At 59.5% G+C, this 20364-nt stretch carries 11 protein-coding genes; 6 read left to right on the top strand and 5 right to left on the bottom strand.

Annotation, left to right across the window (positions count from 1 at the left end):
• Positions 1-13 precede the first annotated feature (13 nt).
• A complete protein-coding gene (locus Enr13x_RS29130) occupies positions 14-1561 on the top strand; it encodes a sulfatase family protein (RefSeq protein WP_145390361.1) in 1548 nt (515 codons plus the stop codon).
• Positions 1562-1621: 60 nt separating this feature from the next.
• Here the strand turns inward: Enr13x_RS29130 and Enr13x_RS29125 are convergent, their stop codons facing one another.
• The 3 genes from Enr13x_RS29125 to Enr13x_RS29115 form a co-directional block, all read right to left on the bottom strand.
• On the bottom strand, positions 1622-2224 hold the full coding sequence (locus tag Enr13x_RS29125) for a hypothetical protein (RefSeq protein ID WP_145390360.1): 603 nt from the start codon (positions 2222-2224) through the stop codon (positions 1622-1624).
• A 61-nt stretch (positions 2225-2285) separates the two neighbouring features.
• Positions 2286-3395, bottom strand: a complete 1110-nt coding sequence (locus Enr13x_RS29120; RefSeq protein ID WP_197455432.1) for an AAA family ATPase — start codon at positions 3393-3395, stop codon at positions 2286-2288.
• 17 nt (positions 3396-3412) lie between these two features.
• Positions 3413-8635 carry a VWA domain-containing protein gene (locus tag Enr13x_RS29115; RefSeq protein ID WP_145390358.1) on the bottom strand — a complete coding sequence of 1741 codons (5223 nt, stop codon included), beginning with the start codon at positions 8633-8635 and terminating at the stop codon, positions 3413-3415.
• Positions 8636-9437: 802 nt separating this feature from the next.
• Here Enr13x_RS29115 and Enr13x_RS29110 point away from each other — a divergent pair.
• Positions 9438-11726: a redoxin domain-containing protein gene (locus tag Enr13x_RS29110; RefSeq protein ID WP_145390357.1), complete on the top strand. Its 2289-nt coding sequence runs from the start codon at positions 9438-9440 to the stop codon at positions 11724-11726.
• Between the two features lie 168 nt (positions 11727-11894).
• Here the strand turns inward: Enr13x_RS29110 and Enr13x_RS29105 are convergent, their stop codons facing one another.
• A complete protein-coding gene (locus Enr13x_RS29105) occupies positions 11895-13709 on the bottom strand; it encodes a phospho-sugar mutase (RefSeq protein WP_145390356.1) in 1815 nt (604 codons plus the stop codon).
• Between the two features lie 184 nt (positions 13710-13893).
• On the opposite strand from Enr13x_RS29105, the gene glmM reads away from it, so the two are divergent.
• A complete protein-coding gene (glmM, locus tag Enr13x_RS29100) occupies positions 13894-15234 on the top strand; it encodes a phosphoglucosamine mutase (RefSeq protein ID WP_145390355.1) in 1341 nt (446 codons plus the stop codon).
• Positions 15235-15477: 243 nt separating this feature from the next.
• On the opposite strand, the gene Enr13x_RS29095 is transcribed toward glmM, so the two are convergent.
• Positions 15478-15891, bottom strand: a complete 414-nt coding sequence (locus Enr13x_RS29095; protein WP_197455431.1) for a ComEA family DNA-binding protein — start codon at positions 15889-15891, stop codon at positions 15478-15480.
• A gap of 199 nt (positions 15892-16090) precedes the next feature.
• Between Enr13x_RS29095 and nadC the strand changes: the two genes are divergently transcribed.
• From nadC to Enr13x_RS29080, 3 genes are all read left to right on the top strand, one after another.
• Entirely contained in the window at positions 16091-17020 is a 930-nt protein-coding gene (gene nadC, locus Enr13x_RS29090; protein ID WP_145390353.1) for a carboxylating nicotinate-nucleotide diphosphorylase, read from the top strand.
• Between the two features lie 67 nt (positions 17021-17087).
• Positions 17088-18599 carry an undecaprenyl-phosphate glucose phosphotransferase gene (locus Enr13x_RS29085; RefSeq protein ID WP_145390352.1) on the top strand — a complete coding sequence of 504 codons (1512 nt, stop codon included), beginning with the start codon at positions 17088-17090 and terminating at the stop codon, positions 18597-18599.
• A 343-nt stretch (positions 18600-18942) separates the two neighbouring features.
• Positions 18943-20277 carry a tetratricopeptide repeat protein gene (locus Enr13x_RS29080; RefSeq protein ID WP_145390351.1) on the top strand — a complete coding sequence of 445 codons (1335 nt, stop codon included), beginning with the start codon at positions 18943-18945 and terminating at the stop codon, positions 20275-20277.
• Positions 20278-20364: the final 87 nt, after the last annotated feature.

Below are 20364 nucleotides of genomic sequence, written 5' to 3'. Positions count from 1 at the left end.
AAGCAAAGCTCCGATGCCCGTTCGAATTGCGTCTGCCCGAATTGTGTTTTCCCTCCTCCTGCTCAGCACTTCATGGTTCTCCGTGACAACGGTTGGCCAAGCCGCCGAACGAAACGTCATCTTCATCATCACCGACGATGAAAGTCCGACGCTGGGATGTTACGGCGACGCGGCGGCCAGAACCCCGGCGATCGATGCGTTGGCGGCCGATGGCGTCGTCTTTCGAAACGCCTTTGCAACCACCGCCTCCTGCAGCGCCAGCCGCAGCGTGGTGATGAGCGGTTTGCACAATCACCGCAACGGACAATTCGGACACCAACATCACTATCACAAATTTGCTTCGTTTCATGACGTCGTGTCACTCTCGCTGCCGCGGGTGATGCAACGGGCCGGCTATCGCACCGGCCAGATCGGCAAATACCACGTCGCTCCAGAGACGGTTTATCAGTTCGAAACCTATCTCAAGGCGAACTCACGCAACGCGGTCGAGATGGCTGAGACGTCCAAAGCCTTCTTGACCGACCAGGACGACGAGCGACCGTTCTTTTTGTACTTTGCGACGTCCGATCCCCACCGAGGCGGCGGCGTTGACAAATCGAGCGAGCGCGAGCTGAAACCCAATCTGTTCGGAAATAAGCCGAACCGTGGGGCTTTCCCCGGCGTCGACGAGGTCTTCTTTGATCCGGCCGAGGTGACGGTGCCGCCGTTTTTGCCCGACACGCCCGAAACGCGTGAAGAGTTGGCGCAGTACTACCAGTCCTGTTCGCGGATCGACGCGGGAGTCGCACGGCTGGTCGAAATCTTGAAAGAGGCCGATCTGTACGACAAAACGATGATTGTCTTCACCAGCGACCATGGGATGGCGTTCGCCGGCGGGAAAACGACGGTCTATGAAGGCGGTTTGCGGGTTCCGTTTGTCGTCCGCGATCCGTATCAGACCGATCGCGGAGTCGAATCACAAGCCTTGATCAGCCACATCGATATCACGCCCAGTCTGCTCGATTTTGCCGGCGGATTGGATGCCCAGACCAACGGCCCCAAGAATCCCTTGAACGCCAACAAGTTTTGGAAAGAACGCGGTGAGGCGCTGAAGGAAAATCGCAACGGGAACAAACCGTTTGTTTCCTACCACGGCAAATCATGGATGCCGGTGTTGGCCGAACCGACGAAGCCACATCATGAAACCATCATGGCGTCGCACACGTTTCATGAAATCCAAATGTATTATCCGATGCGTGTCGTTCGCGACAACGACTTCAAACTGATTTGGAACATCGCCCATCCGCTTCCCTACCCCTTCGCGTCGGACTTGTGGGCCGCCAGCAGTTGGCAAGCCCAACTGGCCAAGGGCGACGATGCACCGTACGGACAGATGACGGTCGGCCGCTACGTCCAACGACCGGAGTTTGAATTGTACGACATGCGAACCGATCCGAACGAATCGACGAACCTGGCGACCAGCCCCGGCCATGCGGATGTCTTGGAAACGTACAAAGCCAAACTGAAGGCGATGCAAAAGGAGTTTGACGACCCCTGGATTTTGAAATGGAAGTACGAGTGATCGCGAGGTAGGTGACGCTGTGCGTCACATCGGACCGTGACGCACAGCGTCACCTACCGACTAATGTTCATCGCTGATTTGCGCCGCTTGCCACATCTCGCCGAACTTTTCGGCGACGTAGGGTTCCAGGTTTTCGGCGAAGTCCTTTGGCAAGCCGTTGGCGCGAATCAGGTTCATCACATCAGCCATGTCTTGCATGCGATGCGATGCCGTCATGCCGCTGGCCAGTTTCAGCTCCAGCAACGTCTTCAAGGAGACGAACGGGATCCCGTCCTCCTTGACTTCCGAGACGCGTTCCGGCTCGGGGAAGGAAACCGGTTTGGGCAGTCCATCGCCGGGATAACCGCCGACGATCAACGCATCAATGTCGACCCCGCACACGGCGTCGCGGAAGTTCTTGGAACCTTCGAACTTGTTGACCCAGCCGCGACCGATGTACTGCTGTTTGAACTTTTCCAAGTCTTCGCCGCGAATCAGGATATCGATATCGGCCGTTGTTCGCCGATGACCGTGAGCATTGGCGGCCATCGCGCCTGCGATTGCAAAGGGGATTTGCATTTCGCCGAGCGTCTTGGTCAGGCGCAGCATGGCTTGATGGATCGGTGATTGTCCCATGAAGAATTGCCCCGCACGCTCTGCCACTTTTGAGATCGATTCGGTCATCGGTTCGTTCAGGAAGGAATACGGTTCTGTCACTCCATCGTGAACTATCACACGCTGCCCATCAAGCCTCTTTCGTCGCCCCCCGCTGGATCAGCGCCCAGACGGCTCCCGCATCGGTCGTGACGTCGTCCCAGCGTCCGGCAAACCGACCGCAGAAAGACGACTTCAAAATCTCGGGCAGGTCCTTGTGCGGCTGCTCGGAAAACAGGGGATGCTTCAGATAGACACAGACTTCGTCGGTCGCCCGGACGGATAAACCGCCCGGGATTTCGGCGGCGCCGCGGACTTTCCCCGCCAGGCTGACGATTCGTTTCAGGATCGCTTCGCTCAACTCGGGGTGTCGTGACTTCAGTAGTTTGACCTCCTCGGGCGCCGGCAAGTAATCCATTTGCACCGGCGCGAATCGATCCAGTTGCGCGGCATCGATCCCAAAGGTCGCCGAGAACTCGCTGCCGCGATTGACCGCCGCGACGAATTGAACGTTGTCGCCGATTCGGATGAACCGGTTTTCGATCGGATGAAACAGTCGGCGTGATGAATCGAGCGCGGGCATCAGCGCGTTGCGGGCACTTTCGGGACACCGATTCAGTTCGTCCAAAAACACCAGGAATCGTTTTTCCGGAGCCTCGATCGCATGCTCCAGGGCTTCCAAGACTTCGGTTTTGGTGAAGTCGGTCACGGGCGATCCGGATTCTGACGCGCGAACTTGGATCGTCGCCAAAAAGTCGGTCGCGTCGATGACGGCGCCGCAATTGAAAAACACAAACTCCATCCCCAGCGTTTCGGCGATCGATCGCGCGGTCACGGTTTTTCCACAGCCCTGTGGGCCGTCGAGCAAAATGTTCAGACCGCTTTCCAACAGCACTTGAAGTTTTTTGGAGACCAGCGGGTCCAGGTACACGCCATCGAGTCGAAACTCGAGCAGACGATCAAATTCGACTTCGATCGATCCGCGGTCCTCACGCGCCGGTTTCTTGATCGCTTTGATTCTGACGCGGCAGGGCGTTCCGGCAACGATTCGCATGTCGTCGCAAAGCACGACTTTTGGGGCTCGACGCCCGTCCAGGTGCGTTGCGCGAAAGCGAAAGTCGCTCGACTCGACCGGGTTGGCCCAAAACGTCGCTTCGACCAGCATGCCAACCGAAAGGTCGTCAATGTTCCATTTCTCCATGATCACTTCCTCGGTTCTTATAAAATGCCTTTGACCAGTCTCGCGACGATCGCACCGAATCGTTGCACCGAGACCATCGTGTCGGCGTCCGTCAATTCGATGTAGTGTGAAAAGCAAACTTCCGCCAGCGGTTGAACGGCGACTTGGGCACACACCAAATCGCCGCGGCGTGACAGTCGAGCGACGAGTGCCTTGAGCGCTTCGGTGCTGCATTCGGTCGGCAGTCCGTCGCTGATCATCACCACCACCTTGGCACTGCGTTTGGATTGTGACGCAACCTCCGAAGCATGCCAGAGCGCCGCGGCGTCGTTGTTTCCTCCACCGGCACGAAATTCGGCGACGGCGGGACGACGCGCATCGCCGGCGTCATAGATTTCTGTGTCGGTGAACCCAAACAAACGCAGATCGACGCCATCCAAGTCGCGACACGCTTCGGCCATCATCGCGGCAAACAGTTGTGCTTTGGACAGGTTGTCGCCAAATTCCATCGACCCGCTGCAGTCGACGACCACCGACAAGAACAAGTCATTGTGGTACCGCTGCTCACGTGCGACGAGCACGCGGGGGTCGCCCTTGAGCACCAAATCTTTCAACCGTGCGGCGTCGACCTGTCGTCCCCGAATTCGCCGCGGGCACCGCACGCGACTGAGTCCCAAGTCACGCAGAAAATCACGAAACCGTCTCGAAGCCGCCGCGACCTGCTGGGAATAGGGACGGTAGGTTGCAGGGTGAAACGGCAAACGGCGGATCTGGGTCAGCAAATCAAAGTGCAGATCTTCGCCGACATTGATCGCACGAATGCGTCTGCCGCTGCCCGAATCGTTCGACTCACTGGGCTTTCGCTTGATCCGGTGGATCTCCGACTGGATGTCGTCGTTGGAAATTCCGTCGGCCTTGATGATCAGATCGCCGTCGGGGTCGGCGATCAAATCGTCCGCCGACAAGCACCGCTGCATGCATGCTTCGTCGCCGAAGATTTGATGAAGTCGTTTGCAGATGTCCAGCAATTGCGGCATTCTCAGTTTGCGGAATCCTTTGTCAAACAGCGCCAAGGCCTCGGCGACTTTCGGGTCGTTGTGACGATTTCCCAGCCCCAGACGCAAGGCGCGAAAGAATCGCGAAAAGCTGCTGCCGGAGCGTTCCAATTCCTGCAACAAGCTGCCGCCACGAACTCGCAAACACGCCGGGTTGCGGGCGACCGCGGGAGGATGGGCTTGCAGCACGCCGGCGGTGTGTCGGCCGAGCAATTCCAGGATGTAGTCGACGTCAAATTCTTTGGCACTGCGATTGAAGGCGTAGGCACCCAAACGTTTCAGTTGGTCGCCATAGGACCGGTCGAGTGCACGGAGGTTGCGTTCCAGGTGCTCGTCGGACACCAGATTCAGCAGTCTGCCCATCCCGATCGAATCCGCTTCCTCCCATACGGCTTGTTGCTGGGGGCCCCGGTGGTAGAGGTGGTGCCCGAACTCATGCAAGATCAATCCTTCCACGATGTCTTCGGCATTGGCGGTGCCATTGAGCAACGGCATCGGATTGATGTACACGCGGTCCTCGTTTAATCGCGTGTAGCCGAAATCGGACCCGCCGATCATTTCGATGGAAAACAGCCGACCGGTCAACTCCCGGCCGAGCCGAATGCCGCGTTGGAAGACGTTGGCGATGCGGCGCAGTTTGGCTTGGCGGTGTAGCTCGCTGCGCATCTGACGGGCAGCCGATTGACGAACGTTTTCATCCATCGCTTCACGCATGACCAGATTCCCGGCGGCGACCACGTTTTCGCTGCTGCGGTAGAAATCGATCACTGAGGCGATTTCTGATTCCCCGATCACCTTCGGGCCCGCCATCAACAACGACTGAGCCGTTTCGACCACCAGTTCGTCTGGGCAGAACGTGTCGGGCAATTGTTCCAGCGGATCGTTGGGGGCTCCATACGCTTTGGAAAGCCGATGAGCCAACAGGATCGGAAAGCCCACCCAGTTGCCTCGACGGGCGAGTGCGACCGATGCCACGACGCGATAAACGGAATCGCGATCGGTTCCGTGCCGCAGAAATTTCTCAAGGTCCGCTTCGACAGCCAAAGCGTTTGAGGTTTCTTCGTCGCCGAGCATGTTCAGGTTGGCGATTTGGTGGGCGACCGCGAATCGGTACACGTTGGGATGCGGGGAGTCGATCCACAATGACGCATAGGAATCCTTGGTGGTCGGCGACAGCCATTGCAGCAACCGTTTCATGTCCAGCACATGAACCCATGACTGATCACAAGGGCGGAGCAGCAACTGTGAGATGAGGTCCAGGGTCGGTGCGACCCCGATGCCTTGGGGTTCGGCCGTTTCCGTTCCGAAAGCATCCAACGCCTCCAACGCGACGAGGAAACGCACCGAATCGGGCAGCCCCGCTTCATCATCGATCAACGTTTGCACGACGTTGATCGTCTCGGCAGGCCATAGCGAAATGGTTTCTGCGATGATCGAAACACAACGCACCGGCGTCGGCTGTTTCAGCGTGATCACCAAACGTTCGATGCCCGGTCGGCCGAGTTCAACCAGACGGACCGCGGCGTCGCTGACGATCCCGCTGTTTCGCTCGGCGAGCCACTGTGTCAATTGATCCAGATCGGTGCAACTGGCGATTGCCTGGGCGACGTCAGGGCTGCTGGATACCTTTTGGACACGAGCGCTAATCGCCATCGAACCGAGGTCGGTCGCGTCGACCCAGGAACGGAGTTGAAATTGAAGTGATTCGGACAAGTTGGGCAGAATCTCAGCGGCTCGATCGCGCAGCGCCACGAAGGCGGGGCGATTGAGATTTGCTTTGAACGCCCGCATCAGCACTCCGGCCGCTGGCTTGCCGTGGGGAGTCTGCAACTGTTCCAGCCAAGCCGCCAAGTGGGTTTCGGTCAGCAATTCGATTGCGCGAACGCGATCGCGCGCGATCCACAGAGCCAACACGCGGGCGACGCATTGAATGACGTCTCGCGAGAGTATTTTGCAGGGAAGGTCGTCTGCCAGACGGAGCCATGCAAGACATTCAGTGTCATCCTGCATGGAGCGTTCGCCGAATGCAAACGCGGCGGCTTCCCAGCGAAACATCACAGCCAGCCCAAAAATCCCCAGCTTGGCGAGGTCACCGAAAGAGGCCAGTTCGGCGGCAGCGGCGTTGATGATGTGCTCTTGGTCCACCGAAAAGCGTGCAACACCCGCCGCGACTTCATCCACGCCGTCGCCCGAACAGAGCAACGCCACACAACCCCAAACCCGCTCGTCGTGATCAACCGGGTCGGGCCGATCAGCCAACGCCGCCGCCACGCCTTGGCGGCGACCGGCGCCCAGCGGTCGAACGATCGATTCCAAGCGATGCGGTGCGGCGGTGCGGAGCTGTTCGGCCAACTCATCGGAGATTGGCGTCATTTGGCTGGACGGATCCAGTGTCTCAAGCGCCTGATTTCGGCTCATGCCAGAGTCGCGAATCGCAATGCGGTCACCCGCCCATTGGGCGATTGCCGGCTCACGGTGATCGGCCAACGCGTTGGCCAACGTCATCTCCAAGGCATACGAAAGGCCACTGCAGGAGGGCATCAGCGACAGGAATCTTGCGATCGTCAGCGACGGCAGGGTCTCTAACATCCAGCCGACGAAGGACGTGTTTTGCATGGATCGCACGACATCGGTCAGGACGTTCACGCCGATCGAAAACGTGGCGCAGTGCCGCACCATCACGTGGTCCATGTCGACGGAGACGTCCCCGTCCGCCCCTTCACCCTTCCACTTGCCTTGCAGCCACTGATTCAGAAAACCTGCAAAGGCTTCACCGTGGAGGGTTGCACCGGCGAAGAATCGTTGTTTGAGTTGGTGGGAGATGGCGGCGGATTTGTTGGTGGAAATCGACCACCCGTGGGTCGTGCACAAATCCGACAGCGCATGAAGCGTTTTCACCGCGTCGTGAGCCGTCAGTCGCCCGGCGAAATCCAATCCGTCGGCGGGTAAGGCACACATCATCACCGCGACCGCAAGTGGATCTTTGCTGCGCCGCGCGAACACCGCCTCAATCAGTTCGTTGCGCTCGCGTGTCGAACCCGGATACGAAAACAGCCGCACCGATTCTTCGGGACGCTCGTCGAACCCGGCTGCAATCTGGTTGATCTTGTAGACCCCCAGCAAACGCTGGAATCCGTCCCGGCGACGCAAGTGCAACAACGCGCCAATCACCCACAGGTCGAGTTGTCCCGACGGTCGTCGGCAGCACGGCAGACGCAGCAGTTGGTCGACGATCGACTCGCCGATTTCCTCTCGAGCCAGACCGCTTGCGTAAAAGACCTGCAACGACGCGCGAAAGACATCGACCGGCAAGATGCTCTCATACATCCATGCCGCTTCAGACGCCATGCCCAGCAAGCAGGTTTGAGCGATCTGCAGGTTCCAATGTCCGTGTTGCCGTGCGATGTCTTGGCAAATCAACACGAACCTCTTGTTCATCCACAAGGCTCGTTTGGTGGCGACCGACTCGCGGAGAAACGCGATCACGCCTTGGGGATAACGCGACGAAGAATAATCGTTGTCGTTTAGGTCTCCCGTCTCCCAGAATAAATCGATCAGCCAGCGGACATCGGAATCATCACCGGGATCAGCGCCGCCGGCATCGGACAGGCCGTCCCGAAGGAACACCAGCAATCCGTCCGCAGAAGATTTTAACACCAAGCGGCGGGCCAGCACATCGTCAAGCTGGCCGGCACGATGCAATTCGATCAGCAACCCGAGCGGCACCCGATCCAGTTGTGCATTGTCCAAGTGTTCCACGACGACACGTTGGCACTGCGCATCGGCGAGCAAAAAGAGTGGCAAGTCGGCGTTGTTTCCCTGGGGGCGGCACTGATGCACTCGCCCCATCGCAATCGGGACCGCGCCCTTTCGTACTTCGAGACCGCGATGGAACAGGGCGTGGACCAATAGCGAACGGCACGGCGCCGACGCGACCGCGCCAAGGGCTGCGGTCACCACGTCTGGCGAATCATCATCGAGTGCGGCAACCCATTCACGCCGCGTGCGTGCGCCGTCACAGCCTGAAAACGCTTTGAGCGTCGCCGAGCGCACGTCCGCGTCGGCGTGATGCGCAAAAGGCAGCAACCGTGCGAAATAGGGAACGCGCCGGTGCAGCGGCGCGTTGGCAAGCGTTTCGATCCGGATCGCCAAGTCGGGGACCGAATCGCCGCCGCCCAGGGCCATCCAGAGATCAAGATCACGCATCGATGATTCCTTCAAAGTGGCCTAAGCTTCCAGCGTGCGGCGGGGATGGATCGCAAGCTGGAAGCTTACGCCACGTGTCATTCGCAAGCTGGAAGCTTACGCCACGTTTTATCAGACGCGACCGCGGGGCTGGCTCGCTGCGGCGAAACAAAGTTCTATTTCGTCGCAGCGAGCGGCACGCCGTCGGCATGTTCTGCGTCAAGTCAGCATTCTCGTTGCGAAGGAAGTCCCGTCGTCGGAGAACGGTCGGGCAGCTTGCGCTGACAAAGCATCTGCTTGGCAGCGAGTTGCTCGATGGTTCGTTTACTTCGCCTCTGGCAAGCGGCTGTGGCCTGATCTTGCCGGTGGCAATTGTTCCGGGTTTGAGGTTCGTCGCATCATCAGCTTGCCTGCATCGTTTCACAGTTGAGCCGAAGCCCCGAGAAGACGCATGGCGTCCTATCCAAACGGATTTCCTACGAGTGGTCTGGTGAAATCCGAGATTCCGCGTCCGGCTGCTCCCACACGAGTAGCCGCTGTGATGACACGGACTCCAGGGATCAGCCGTCGAAAGCAAACCGAGCGACGGACCGAACCCTCTGAATCAGACAAGCCGGGGACCGATCCGGTCCCGTTCAACACTGCTGGTAGCATTGATCGCTACCGATCGGACACCTCCGGTCACATCGGGTTCGCGCCGGCGTCTGATCGGCAGCATGGGGGGCGTCACAAACGGCGTGGTGGGTTCCAGTGCCCATGACGTCCGGATCGATTACAATCGGGCTCCCGCCACCTTTCCCACCCCACTCGCTGACATCCAAACATGTTTGTTTCTCGCGTTTTTTGCGTCGCGGTGCTCGCCGGATCGCTTGTTTCGATCACTCCGGCCGCTGACGTCCCGGTGACCGATTCCGTCGCCGCCGGCCACAGCTATCACGGCGAAGCGTTCAACGAAGGCCCGCGGCAAGCCGCGGTGATGATGCCGGGGATGGCGAAAATCGAATTCCCCACGTCGACCAAAAATGATGCGGCCCAAGGGTTCATTGAACAAGGCATCGCCCAGCTTCACGGGTTCTGGTACCTGGAAGCCGAACGCTCGTTCCGCCAAGCCGCCAAGGAGGACCCCGAACTGGCCATCGCGTACTGGGGGATGGCGATGGCCAATGTCAACAACGATGACCGGGCACGCGGATTCATCGATGAGGCAAAAGCGAAATCCGCGAAGAACACGTCCAAACGAGAAAAACTCTACATCGACGCGCTCGATCGTTTCTTGCCCAAACAGGACAAGGGCGACGACAAAAAGGAGAGCGAGCCGGCGAAAGATCAGAAGGATCGTGAGAAAGATGAAAAGAAGAAACGCGGGGAACGCTATGTCGCCGATCTTGAAAAAATCTTGCACGAGTATCCCGATGACATCGAAGCCAAAGCGTTTTTGGTCGTCCAGCTTTGGATGGGCGACCGCTACGGTGTCAAACTGACCAGCCGCTATGCCGTCGAGGCATTGTTGGGCGAGATCTTTGCCGCCAATCCCGCGCATCCTGCCCACCACTACCGCATTCACCTGTGGGACTCGGCACGTCCGGCCAACGCACTCGTTTCGGCCGCCGAGTGCGGGCCGGCCGGTCCAGGTATCGCGCACATGTGGCACATGCCCGGTCACATCTATTCCAAACTGAAACGCTATTCCGACGCCGCATGGCAGCAAGAAGCATCCGCGCGCGTCGATCATTCGCACATGATCCGCACGCGTTTGATGCCCGACCAGATCCATAACTTTGCCCACAATAATGAATGGCTGGTTCGTAATCTGATTCACATCGGACGAGTCAATGATGCCGTGGATCTGGCGCGGAATCTGGTTTCGTTGCCCCAGCATCCGAACTACAACTCGCTGGAAAAACGTGGCAGCCACAAGTATGGGCGGCAACGCTTGGTCCAAACGCTGACCCGTTTCGGGTTGTGGCAGGAATTGATCGACGAAATGCAGGGGCAATATTTGCCGCCGACCGATCATGAACAAACACGACGCGATGAGCTCGGCTGGTTGGGCGTGGCACAATTCATGGCCGGGCACAAAACCGACGGTGCAAAAACACTGCGGCGACTGCAACGCGAGCGAATCGAATTGCAAACACGTCTGTTGGATGTGGCCGACCAGGACACATCCGAGAAAGACGCGACCAAGGATGAAGACTCGAAGGAGCTGAAGAAGGAACTGGAATCATTGCGAGCGGTGATCGCTCGGGTTGCGGCGGCCGCGGCTGCGAAACGCAAGGACCTGGCAACGCTGAACAAGCATCTCAAGGCCGCAAAACTGGACGCGACGATGGAGGCTCAGTGGCTGGGGCTGGCCGGAGACCGCTCCGCCGGGATCAAGGCGGCCGAGCGGGCGGTCAAGTCGGGGCCGTCGGAAGTGCTGCCGTTGGCGGTGTTGGTGGATCTGCTCTGGAAGGATGACAAACAGGACGAGGCCAAAAAGCAGTTTGAAACGCTGCGAACCGTCGCCGCCGAAGCGGATCTGGACACCCCGATCCTGGCCGGGCTATCAGAGCTGGCGAAGTCGGCTGGAGCAGAGGGCGACTGGAGGGAGAAGTCCGAACCGGAAAGCGATCTCGGCGCCCGTCCCCCGCTGGACGATCTGGGGCCGTTTCGCTGGCAGCCTTACATGGCCGAATCGTGGCAGGCGAAAACGCCCGAGGGCGATGTCGTCACGGACATCGAACTGGGCAATCGCCCCAAAATCCTGATCTTTTATCTCGGTTTCGGATGCTTGCACTGCGTCGATCAACTGCACGCGTTCGCGCCGCATGTGGAGGACTTTCGCAAGGCCGGGATCGATCTGGTCGGCATCAGCACCGAGACGACCGACGATCTGATGACGGGCATCAAAGCGTTCGACAAGAAGCTCGAAATGCCGTTGTATTCCGATGGCGAGCAGCACGTGTTCAAGACGTTTCGTTGCTGGGATGATTTCGAAGACCAACCCTTGCACGGCACGTTTTTGATCGATGCGACCGGCCGTGTCCGCTGGCAGGACATCAGCTACGAACCGTTCATGGACGCCGAGTTTTTGTTGAAGGAGTCCAAGCGGCTGCTGGAATTGCCGTAGCGCGGTAGGTCACGCTGTGCGTGATGCATGGCATGCACAGCATGCCCTACGGCAACTACGGCAACTGCCTCCTGGGGCCGCCGGCAGAGCCGTCGGTGGTGGCAAGCAGGATGCTTACCCCACTTCGATCTTGTTCCAAGGCGGAGCCTTGGAACGAGTTGTGAGCGCTCAGCTGTTTTCTTTCGCGAAGGTTCGCATGTCGGATTCCAATGCCTCGAGTCGTTGGCCGAGTTTCGCGGCGGCGGCGTCCAGGTCTTGCGACTCGTCGGCACCCAGCTTGGTGAACACGTAGAGTTTGATTTTGGGTTCGGTGCCGCTGGGACGTGCGGCCACGTAATTGCCTTCTTCGGCCAGGTCCATGATGATCAGATTGCCGACCGGGCCGTCCAGCGGCGATTGTTCTCCCGAGGCGGTGTCGGTGGCGACGCTGTTGAGGTAATCGCGAACGCGTGTGACGGGGATGCCGGCCATCGATTTGGGCGGGGTTTCACGAAACGCCTTCATCAGCCGTTGCATCGCGGCCATGCCCTCGCTGCCTTCCATCACCAGGTTGATCAAGTATTCCTGGTGCAGGCCGTGGGTGCGATACAGTTCGGCCAAGTGGTCGTGCATCGACACGCCGCGTTGTTTTAGCTCGGCCGCCAATTCGCTGAGCAGCATGCAGGCGACCGCGCCGTCTTTGTCGCGGCAATACTGACCGACCAAGTACCCGTGCGATTCCTCGGTCCCGAAGACAAATTTGTCGGGGCCGTTGGCGTCCATGGCTTCGGCGATGTACTTGAATCCGACCAACAGGTCGCTGATGCATTGGACGCCGTAGCTGTCGCACAGGCTGCGGATCAGCTCGGTCGTGACCAGCGTTTTGACGACGTAGTGATCGGCCGACAGGGTGCCCGCTTCTTTGCGTTTGCCCAGGATGTAGTCGGCCAACAACGCGCCGATTTGGTTTCCGTTGAATGTTCCCCACTCTCCCGAGGCGTCCAGCGTCTTGGGGGCGGCGACGCCCAATCGGTCACAATCCGGGTCGGTGGCCAGGATCAGATCGAACCCGTTGGCTTTGGCGTGTTCGATCGGTGCTTCGAAGACCGCTTTGTTTTCGGGGTTGGAAACGTGGCCGGGGACGTTGGGAAAGTCGCCGCTTTTTTCCTCGTGCGGGCCATAGACTTCGACCTCGGAGAAACCGTCGGCGGCCAACAGCGGCATCACGGCTTCGGCACCGACACCGTGCAGCGGCGTGTACAGGATGCGGACGTCTCGCGACCCTTTGAACGCCTGTTCGGCGGTGACCTTTAAGAACGCCTCATCGATTTCTTTGGTGATGATTTCGACTTTCCCCTCGGCCAAGGCTTGATCGAAGGGGGCGACGCGGATCTCTTCGCAGCTCATCACCCCGTCGATGATGGCTTTGTCGTGCGGCGGCAGGACTTGCGCACCGCTGGACCAATAGACTTTGACGGCGTTGTCGCTGGGCGGATTGTGGCTGGCGGTGACCATGATGCCGCAATCGCAGTTCTTGTATCGGACCGCGTACGACAATTGCGGCGTGGCGCGATAGTCGTCCAGAAAGTAGACCTTGAATCCCGCCGCGACCATGATTCCGGCACACAATTCGGCGAAGTGGCGGGATTTGTGCCGGGTGTCGTAGGCGATCACGCAGGACAGGTCTTTTTGCCCCTTGTGGTACTCGACCACATAATCGGCCAGTCCCTGGGCACTCTCGCCGATGGTTCGGTCGTTGATGGCGTTGGAACCGATCGGGTACATCCGGCCGCGGCGGCCCCCGGTTCCGAACGGGATAATCGTCCAGAACGCGTCATCGAGTGCCTGCCATTTTTCCTCGGCGATCTCGGCGGCGACTTGATCGCGGTACTGTGCATAGCGATCCTCGGTCAGCCAACACTGAATGTTCTCAACAGCGGTTTCGCTCAGTTTTCCGTCGGACGAGGCTTGTTTTGCAGCGGCCAGGGCATCGGTAGCGTTCATCAAGAGGGTGCCTGTGGTGGAGGGGAGAGGCAGATAACGTCTTCTTGTCGATTCGGTCCCAGGCGATTCTATTTGTTTTTTGATGTGCTTTGCAACGACCGGTTGAGCGAATGATCGGTCGGCCAAGTGCCATGGGCGGTAACGGCGCCTTGTCCCGAATCTCTAGCGCAATCGGAACCTTTGGATGAGCAAGTTAATCATCAGTGTCAGCGGGCTACGCGGAATTGTCGGCGAAACATTGACACCCGTCGTTGCGGGCAGCTTTGTGGCGGCGTTCGCGGCGGAATTGCCGGCGGGCAGCATCATCGTCGGGCGAGACGGTCGCAGCAGCGGCCCGATGCTGCGAGACGCGATCGTCGCTTCGCTGCGGGCCTGTGGTCGCGATGTGATCGACGCCGATGTGGCGTCGACGCCGACCATCGGTGTGCTGGTGAAAAACACGGGTGCCGCCGGAGCCGTCCAGATCTCGGCCAGCCATAACCCGCCGCCGTACAACGGCATCAAACTGTTCGGCGGCGACGGGCGGGTGCTCGACGCGGTCACCGGCGCAAAAATTCGTGAGGCGTATCTGAGCGGGACGGCCGCCTGGTGCCCCTTTGACCAAATCGGCCAGGCCCAGCGTGAACCCGATCCACACGCGCCTCACTTGCAGGCGGTCTTGAAGACGGTCGACGTCGACGCGATCCGGGCGGCAAACTACCGGGTGCTGATCGACAGCAATCATGGCGCCGGGGGCTTGTTGGGCGTGCGATTGCTGACGGCACTCGGTTGCGACGTGACCGCGCTCGGCGAAACCCCCGACGGTCAATTCGAACATGTCCCCGAACCGACCGCCGAGAATCTGGCCGGGGTCGCCGAAACGGTCGCACAATCGGGTTGCGTGGTGGGATTTTGCCAAGACCCCGACGCCGATCGATTGGCGTTGATCGATGGCGACGGACGCTACATCGGCGAAGAGTACACGTTGGCGCTGTGTGTGCAACGCGCGTTGGCCGATGAAGCCACCCGTGGTCCCATCGTGATCAACGGGGCCACCAGCGGAATGAGCGAACGATTGGCCGCGGCGGCTGGGGTTCCCGCCTATCGCAGCGCCGTCGGGGAAGCCAACGTCGCCGACAAGATGATCGCCAGCCGAGCCACCTATGGCGGAGAAGGCAACGGCGGACCGATCGATCCGCGTGTCGGTTACGTCCGCGATAGCTTTGTCGCGATGGCGCAAGTCTTGGACCTGATGACGTCGACCGGAAAGTCGTTGGCGGAATTGGCCGATGCCTTGCCGAGACTGGCGATTTGCAAAGACAAAGCGGCGGTGTCGACCGATGGCTTGCCCGAACTTTTTCAAAAGCTTCGCCAAAAATACTCGGATGCCAGCGCCGACGAAAGCGACGGGCTGCGCCTGGCCTGGCCCGATCGCTGGTTGCTGGTCCGCGGCAGCAACACCGAACCGATCGTGCGGATGATCGCCGAAGCCGAGTCGGAATCCGACGCGCAAGCGTTGTGCGACGCGGCCAAGCAGCTGATTTGAAGCTCAGCTGCCGATGCATTTCAAGAGTCACTCTCCCTGGCGAGGTCGTGCAGTTTTTAAAGTCGTTGGAGATTAAAAGGAGTTTCGTCACTCTCCCCCTGGGGGTTCTTCGCGGATTTTAGTGGCTAATCACTCAGGCCCCAGGTTTTTTGAGGCATTGCTGCGATGTCCGAATGGGTGTTGGACGACCTCCCCTCGCTTCGCTCGACCCTCCTGCCAGGAGGGTGGCGATGAAAAACGATCCTATCGCTCGGCGACTAGCGTTTCCTGCTGCGGTGCGGTTGCAGCGGCGATCGGGACGCAGTGCGGCGAGATTTCCTGGATCGTTTTGGGGCCGATCCCGGGCACACGTTGAAGATCGTCGAGCGAGAGAAAAGGGCCGTTCGTTTCGCGGTCCTGTAAGATCCGCCGGGCGGTTCGTGGCCCGACGCCCGGCAACAGCATCAGTTCGTGCTCGGCGGCCTGATTGAGATTGACTTGGAAGGTCTGCAGCGTGACGGGGGGCTCGTCTTGGAGACGGCCTCTGGAAGTGGTACCGGACCAAAACGCCGCGCAGCCGATCGCGCTGATTGCCACCAAGGACAGCGTACGGGCGGCGTTCTGAATGGTCGGATGCAGCAGCGAGGGTAAACGGCTGTCGGGTTCTGTGGTCATCATCGTCCACCTTTTTGGGCGTCTTTCTGGACGCGTCCCCGGGCGCCGGCTTGGACGCCGTGGCTGTGTCGCGTTAGAGTTTCCGCCACCGCCTTCATGGTTTTGCATCGCTGAGCCTGCCGCAAGACGCCTGCGGGCGATCAGCGGTCGACTTTCGCGAAATAGATGTTGCTAGCGTTTTCCTTCTTCCCACCGAACCGCCATGTCTGATTACGTCACCGTCACCGCCGATTCGTCCCTGGAGAACGACACACGCTTGCTGGTTCGGCTGGCGATCGCCGAGGACCTCAGCGATTCGGTCGACTGGACCAGTGTTTGCATGGTCGATGACGAGCCACGCGGCGGGTGCGAGATCGTGCCGCGCGGATCAGGCGTCTGTGCCGGATTGGCGATCTTGCCATGGATAGTCGATGAGTTCGAAGCCGACCTGGAGCTGGACGTGCTGTCGGAGGATGGCAAGGCGTTGGTTCCCGGACAAGCGATCGCCCGGTTGCGTGGGAACGTCCGCGACTTGTTGACCAGTGAACGGACCATCTTGAATCTTCTGTCCCGCCTGTGCGGCGTGGCGACGCAAGTCAAAACCTACGTCGACGCGATCGCCGGGGCCAAGGCGTCGGTGTATGACACCCGGAAAACGACGCCCGGTTGGCGATTGTTGGAAAAGTACGCGGTGGTTTGCGGCGGCGGTCGTAATCATCGCCGCGGGTTGTACGACGGGTTTTTGATCAAGGACAATCACTTGCAGCTCGGTGGCACGGCGGGTCAGCCGATGTCGCCTCGCGAGGCGGTCGAAAAAGCGTTGAAGTGGCGGGGCGGTCAGGTCCAGCGGATGACGGCTCCGTCGATCGTGGAGATCGAAGTCGACACGTTGGATCAATTGCGCGACGTGCTGCCGGCCGGTCCCGATATCGTCTTGATCGACAATTTCACGCTCGATGACATTCGAGCCGCCGTCGAGCTTCGCGATCAATTGAATCCCCAGGTCGAACTGGAGGTGTCGGGAAACGTCACGATCGACACGATCGCTGCCATCGCCGCGACCGGTGTGGAACGCATCAGCAGTGGCGCGTTGACGCATCAAGCGACGTGGTTGGACCTGGGGCTGGATTGGTACGACGCATCAGCGAGCTAGGCTTCGAAACGAGACTCCGATCGGGTCTCGTTTCTGTACGCCGCCCCTGCTTCCGACCGCGCTCCCCATGCCTGACCGTTCTTTCGACAAACACTCGTCCATTGCGGGTGAACGCCACCCGTTGGATTTGCTGCAACCGACCCTGGATGCGTTTTCCATTTTGGGCTCGCTGTACGCGGTCAAAATCGTGGCGCGGGGTTGGATGGATGATGCGGGGGTAGTGCTCGGCTTGCTGGCCGTGATCATTTTCTTGATTCTGTCCAAGGTCACCGGACTGGCGCGGACGCGTGACCGCGGCAATGCCGACTATGAAATCACGGCGATCATGATCACGTGGGTGATGACGGTGATGTCACTGACGGTGATCGGATTTGCGACACGTTACGGCGAGGTGTTTGCCCGCAGCGTGATGTTCACCTGGGCGATCTTGGCTCCGATGACCGTCGCGTTGTGCAGAATGCTGTTGCGGATCGTCCAACAGTCGGCCAAACGTCGGGGATACGGGATGCGTCGGGTGGCGATCGCCGGACTCAACACGCTCGGTCGACAAACGGCTCAGAACATCGATGCCGAGCCCGCACTCGGATTTAACCTGGTCGGATTCTTTGACGATCGTGTCGAAGACCGCCCCTCGTTGTCCGTTTCGGACATGAAAGACAAACTCGGTGCGAGCGATCGCGATCGCGATCGCGATCGCGATCGCGATCGCACCAGCGACAGCGGCAATGAGTCGCAAGACCAGGCCACCCTGTCGGGAAACCTGAGCGAATTGGTCGATCAATGTCGCGCCGGTCAGATCGACACCGTGATGGTGACCTTGCCGATGCGCGCCGAAGATCGCATCCGATACCTGCTGGACCAACTCAGCGATTCGACGGTCTCGGTCTACATCGTGCCCGATTTCTTCGTGTTCGAATTGCTTCATTCTCGCTGGACCAACATGGGCGGTTTGCCCGCGGTCAGCGTGTTCGAGAACCCGTTGTTCGGCGTCGATGGCGCCTTGAAGCGTATCGCCGATGTGCTGATCGCAACGGCCGGCTTGCTGGTCGCCGCCATTCCGATGACGTTGATCGCGATCGGAATCAAGCTGACCAGCAAAGGCCCCGTTTTCTTTCGCCAGAAACGATACGGTCTGGACGGAAAAGAAATCTTGGTGTGGAAGTTCCGCTCGATGCGAACGTGCGACAACGGCCCGGTCGTCAAACAGGCGACCAAGGGCGATCCACGCATCACCCCGCTGGGCGGCATCTTGCGCAAAACCAGCCTGGACGAGCTGCCGCAGCTGTTCAACGTGATCGAAGGCACGATGTCCTTGGTCGGACCACGGCCCCATGCGACCGCCCACAACGAACAATATCGCGGACTGATTCGCGGCTACATGTTGCGGCACAAAGTGAAACCAGGGATCACCGGTTTGGCGCAGGTTAATGGTTGCCGCGGCGAAACCGAGACGATTGAAAAGATGGAGCAGCGGATTCAGTGGGACCACCAATACATCCGACGCTGGTCGATGTGGCTGGATCTGAAGATCTTGTTCAAGACCGTGCTGGTGGTGTGGAAGCAGGACACCGCGTATTAGCCGCGGTGTCAGCAACGCGGATTTCTATCGGCCGGAAGATGTTAGCGGAACGGCGCGAGCCGTCCGGTTGAATCATCGGGATCTGCTGAGTCCATGGTGAGCCGCTGGCCGTAAGGCCTCGGGCGGGCGCCAGAATGCCCGGCCGCTTACGCGGCGCGCGGCTCACAAAAACGACAGGTCGCGGGCCGTCCGGTTTCGGCTTGGAAATACGTTGAACGACCGGAGGGCTTGCGCCCTGCCGCTAATCAATGACACCCTGGTATGGGATGCCCCCCTGTCGCCGAAAGCTTTGCTACACTGACCTCTGGAGCCAGATCGACTACACCGTCAAGTGAGTTTTGCTGTGGCAGAATCGGAACCGTCTTTGGCGTCGGCAATCGAGTCCTTGGGGCAAGGTGATTTCGCGGAGGCGGAAAGCATTTGCAATCGCCTGCGGGCAACCGATCCCGAAAATGCCAAGGTCTGGCATCTCTCGGGGATCGTGTACGCCCAGCAGCACGATTTGGCCGAGGCCGCCGAGTGCTTTCAACATGCGATCGGGATCCGCGGGGATGTGGCGATCTATCACTACAACCTCGGTCTGGCCTACCAGAACCTGATGGATCGCGACGCAGCGCTGCAAGCGTATCGCGATGCGGTGACGATCCAACCGGACTTTCTCGAAGCCCAAAACAACTTGGGAAACTGTCTGGTCGACCTCGGCGAAACCACCGCGGCGGTCGATCATTTTCGATCACTCGGAAAGCAGTTTCCCGACGAGAGTGTCGTTCACTACAACCTGGCCAACGTGTTGCAGGATGCCGGCGAGTACAACGATTCGATCGAGGGGTTTCGACGGGCGATCGAGTTGGATCCGGATTTTGCCAGCGCGCGAGAGAATCTCGGCCGCGCGCTTTCCGACGTGACCCGTTATGACGAAGCGTTGGAGGTGTGGAGGGAGTGGTTGGAGCATGATCCCCACAACGCCGTCGCCCGGCACATGGTCGCGTCGATCACCGGTGAGGGGGCGCCGAGTCGTTGCGACGATGACTACGTGCGCGATACCTTCGATGAAAATTTCGCCAAGTCCTACGAGAAACAACTGCAACGCATCCAGTACAAGGTGCCGGAGTTGGTGGCCGAGGCGATCCAATCGATCGGGATCGATGGCGGTGACCTCGAAGCGCTGGATGCCGGATGTGGAACCGGTTTGTGTGCCGGAGTGTTGCGACCGTTGGCCCGGCATCTGGTCGGCGTGGACCTGTCCGACGACATGCTGCAAGAAGCCAAGAAGCGGAACGGGTATGACGAGTTATACGAGCGCGAACTGACGCAGTTTCTGATGTCCGGCGCCGGCCCCTTTGATTTGATCGTCTCCGGTGACACGCTGTGTTACTTCGGAGCGCTCAACGAGGTGATGACGGGATTCTTCAGGTGCCTGAAACCGAATGGGAAATTGATCTTTACGGTCGAACGATTGGATCCGGATGACTCTTCGACCGAAAGTCTTGAGGCACAGGGCGAGTCCGCCGCCGGGCGCTACCGGCTTCAGCCTAACGGACGCTATCGGCACGCCGAATCGTTCGTACGAAAAACGCTTGACGATGCCGGGTTGTCAGTCGTCCGAATCGAAACCGGCACGCTACGCATGGAACGGGGCCGCGCGGTCGAAGGGCTGATCGTGACCGCCGAACGCTAGTGCTTTGTCAGCTTTCAATTTTCGAGCCTGCGTTTGTCGAGCGGAAAAGGGGTCAGGTACCAAAAACCAAATGGCCCGCAGGGTGCT

This window comes from Stieleria neptunia (assembly GCF_007754155.1).
Taxonomy (GTDB): Bacteria; Planctomycetota; Planctomycetia; order Pirellulales; family Pirellulaceae; genus Stieleria; species Stieleria neptunia.
This window is presented reverse-complemented; position numbering and strand designations above follow the sequence as displayed.

Excerpts from the sequence above, each read along its gene's own strand:
- Enr13x_RS29110 (WP_145390357.1), top strand. The coding sequence starts at position 9,438 with ATGTTTGTTTCTCGCGTTTTTTGCGTCGCGGTGCTCGCCGGATCGCTT.
- Enr13x_RS29085 (WP_145390352.1), top strand. The coding sequence starts at position 17,088 with ATGCCTGACCGTTCTTTCGACAAACACTCGTCCATTGCGGGTGAACGC.
- Enr13x_RS29105 (WP_145390356.1), bottom strand. The coding sequence starts at position 13,709 with ATGAACGCTACCGATGCCCTGGCCGCTGCAAAACAAGCCTCGTCCGAC.
- Enr13x_RS29125 (WP_145390360.1), bottom strand. The coding sequence starts at position 2,224 with ATGACCGAATCGATCTCAAAAGTGGCAGAGCGTGCGGGGCAATTCTTC.
- glmM (WP_145390355.1), top strand. The coding sequence starts at position 13,894 with ATGAGCAAGTTAATCATCAGTGTCAGCGGGCTACGCGGAATTGTCGGC.
- Enr13x_RS29115 (WP_145390358.1), bottom strand. The coding sequence starts at position 8,635 with ATGCGTGATCTTGATCTCTGGATGGCCCTGGGCGGCGGCGATTCGGTC.
- Enr13x_RS29130 (WP_145390361.1), top strand. The coding sequence starts at position 14 with ATGCCCGTTCGAATTGCGTCTGCCCGAATTGTGTTTTCCCTCCTCCTG.
- Enr13x_RS29095 (WP_197455431.1), bottom strand. The coding sequence starts at position 15,891 with ATGATGACCACAGAACCCGACAGCCGTTTACCCTCGCTGCTGCATCCG.
- Enr13x_RS29120 (WP_197455432.1), bottom strand. The coding sequence starts at position 3,395 with ATGGAGAAATGGAACATTGACGACCTTTCGGTTGGCATGCTGGTCGAA.
- nadC (WP_145390353.1), top strand. The coding sequence starts at position 16,091 with ATGTCTGATTACGTCACCGTCACCGCCGATTCGTCCCTGGAGAACGAC.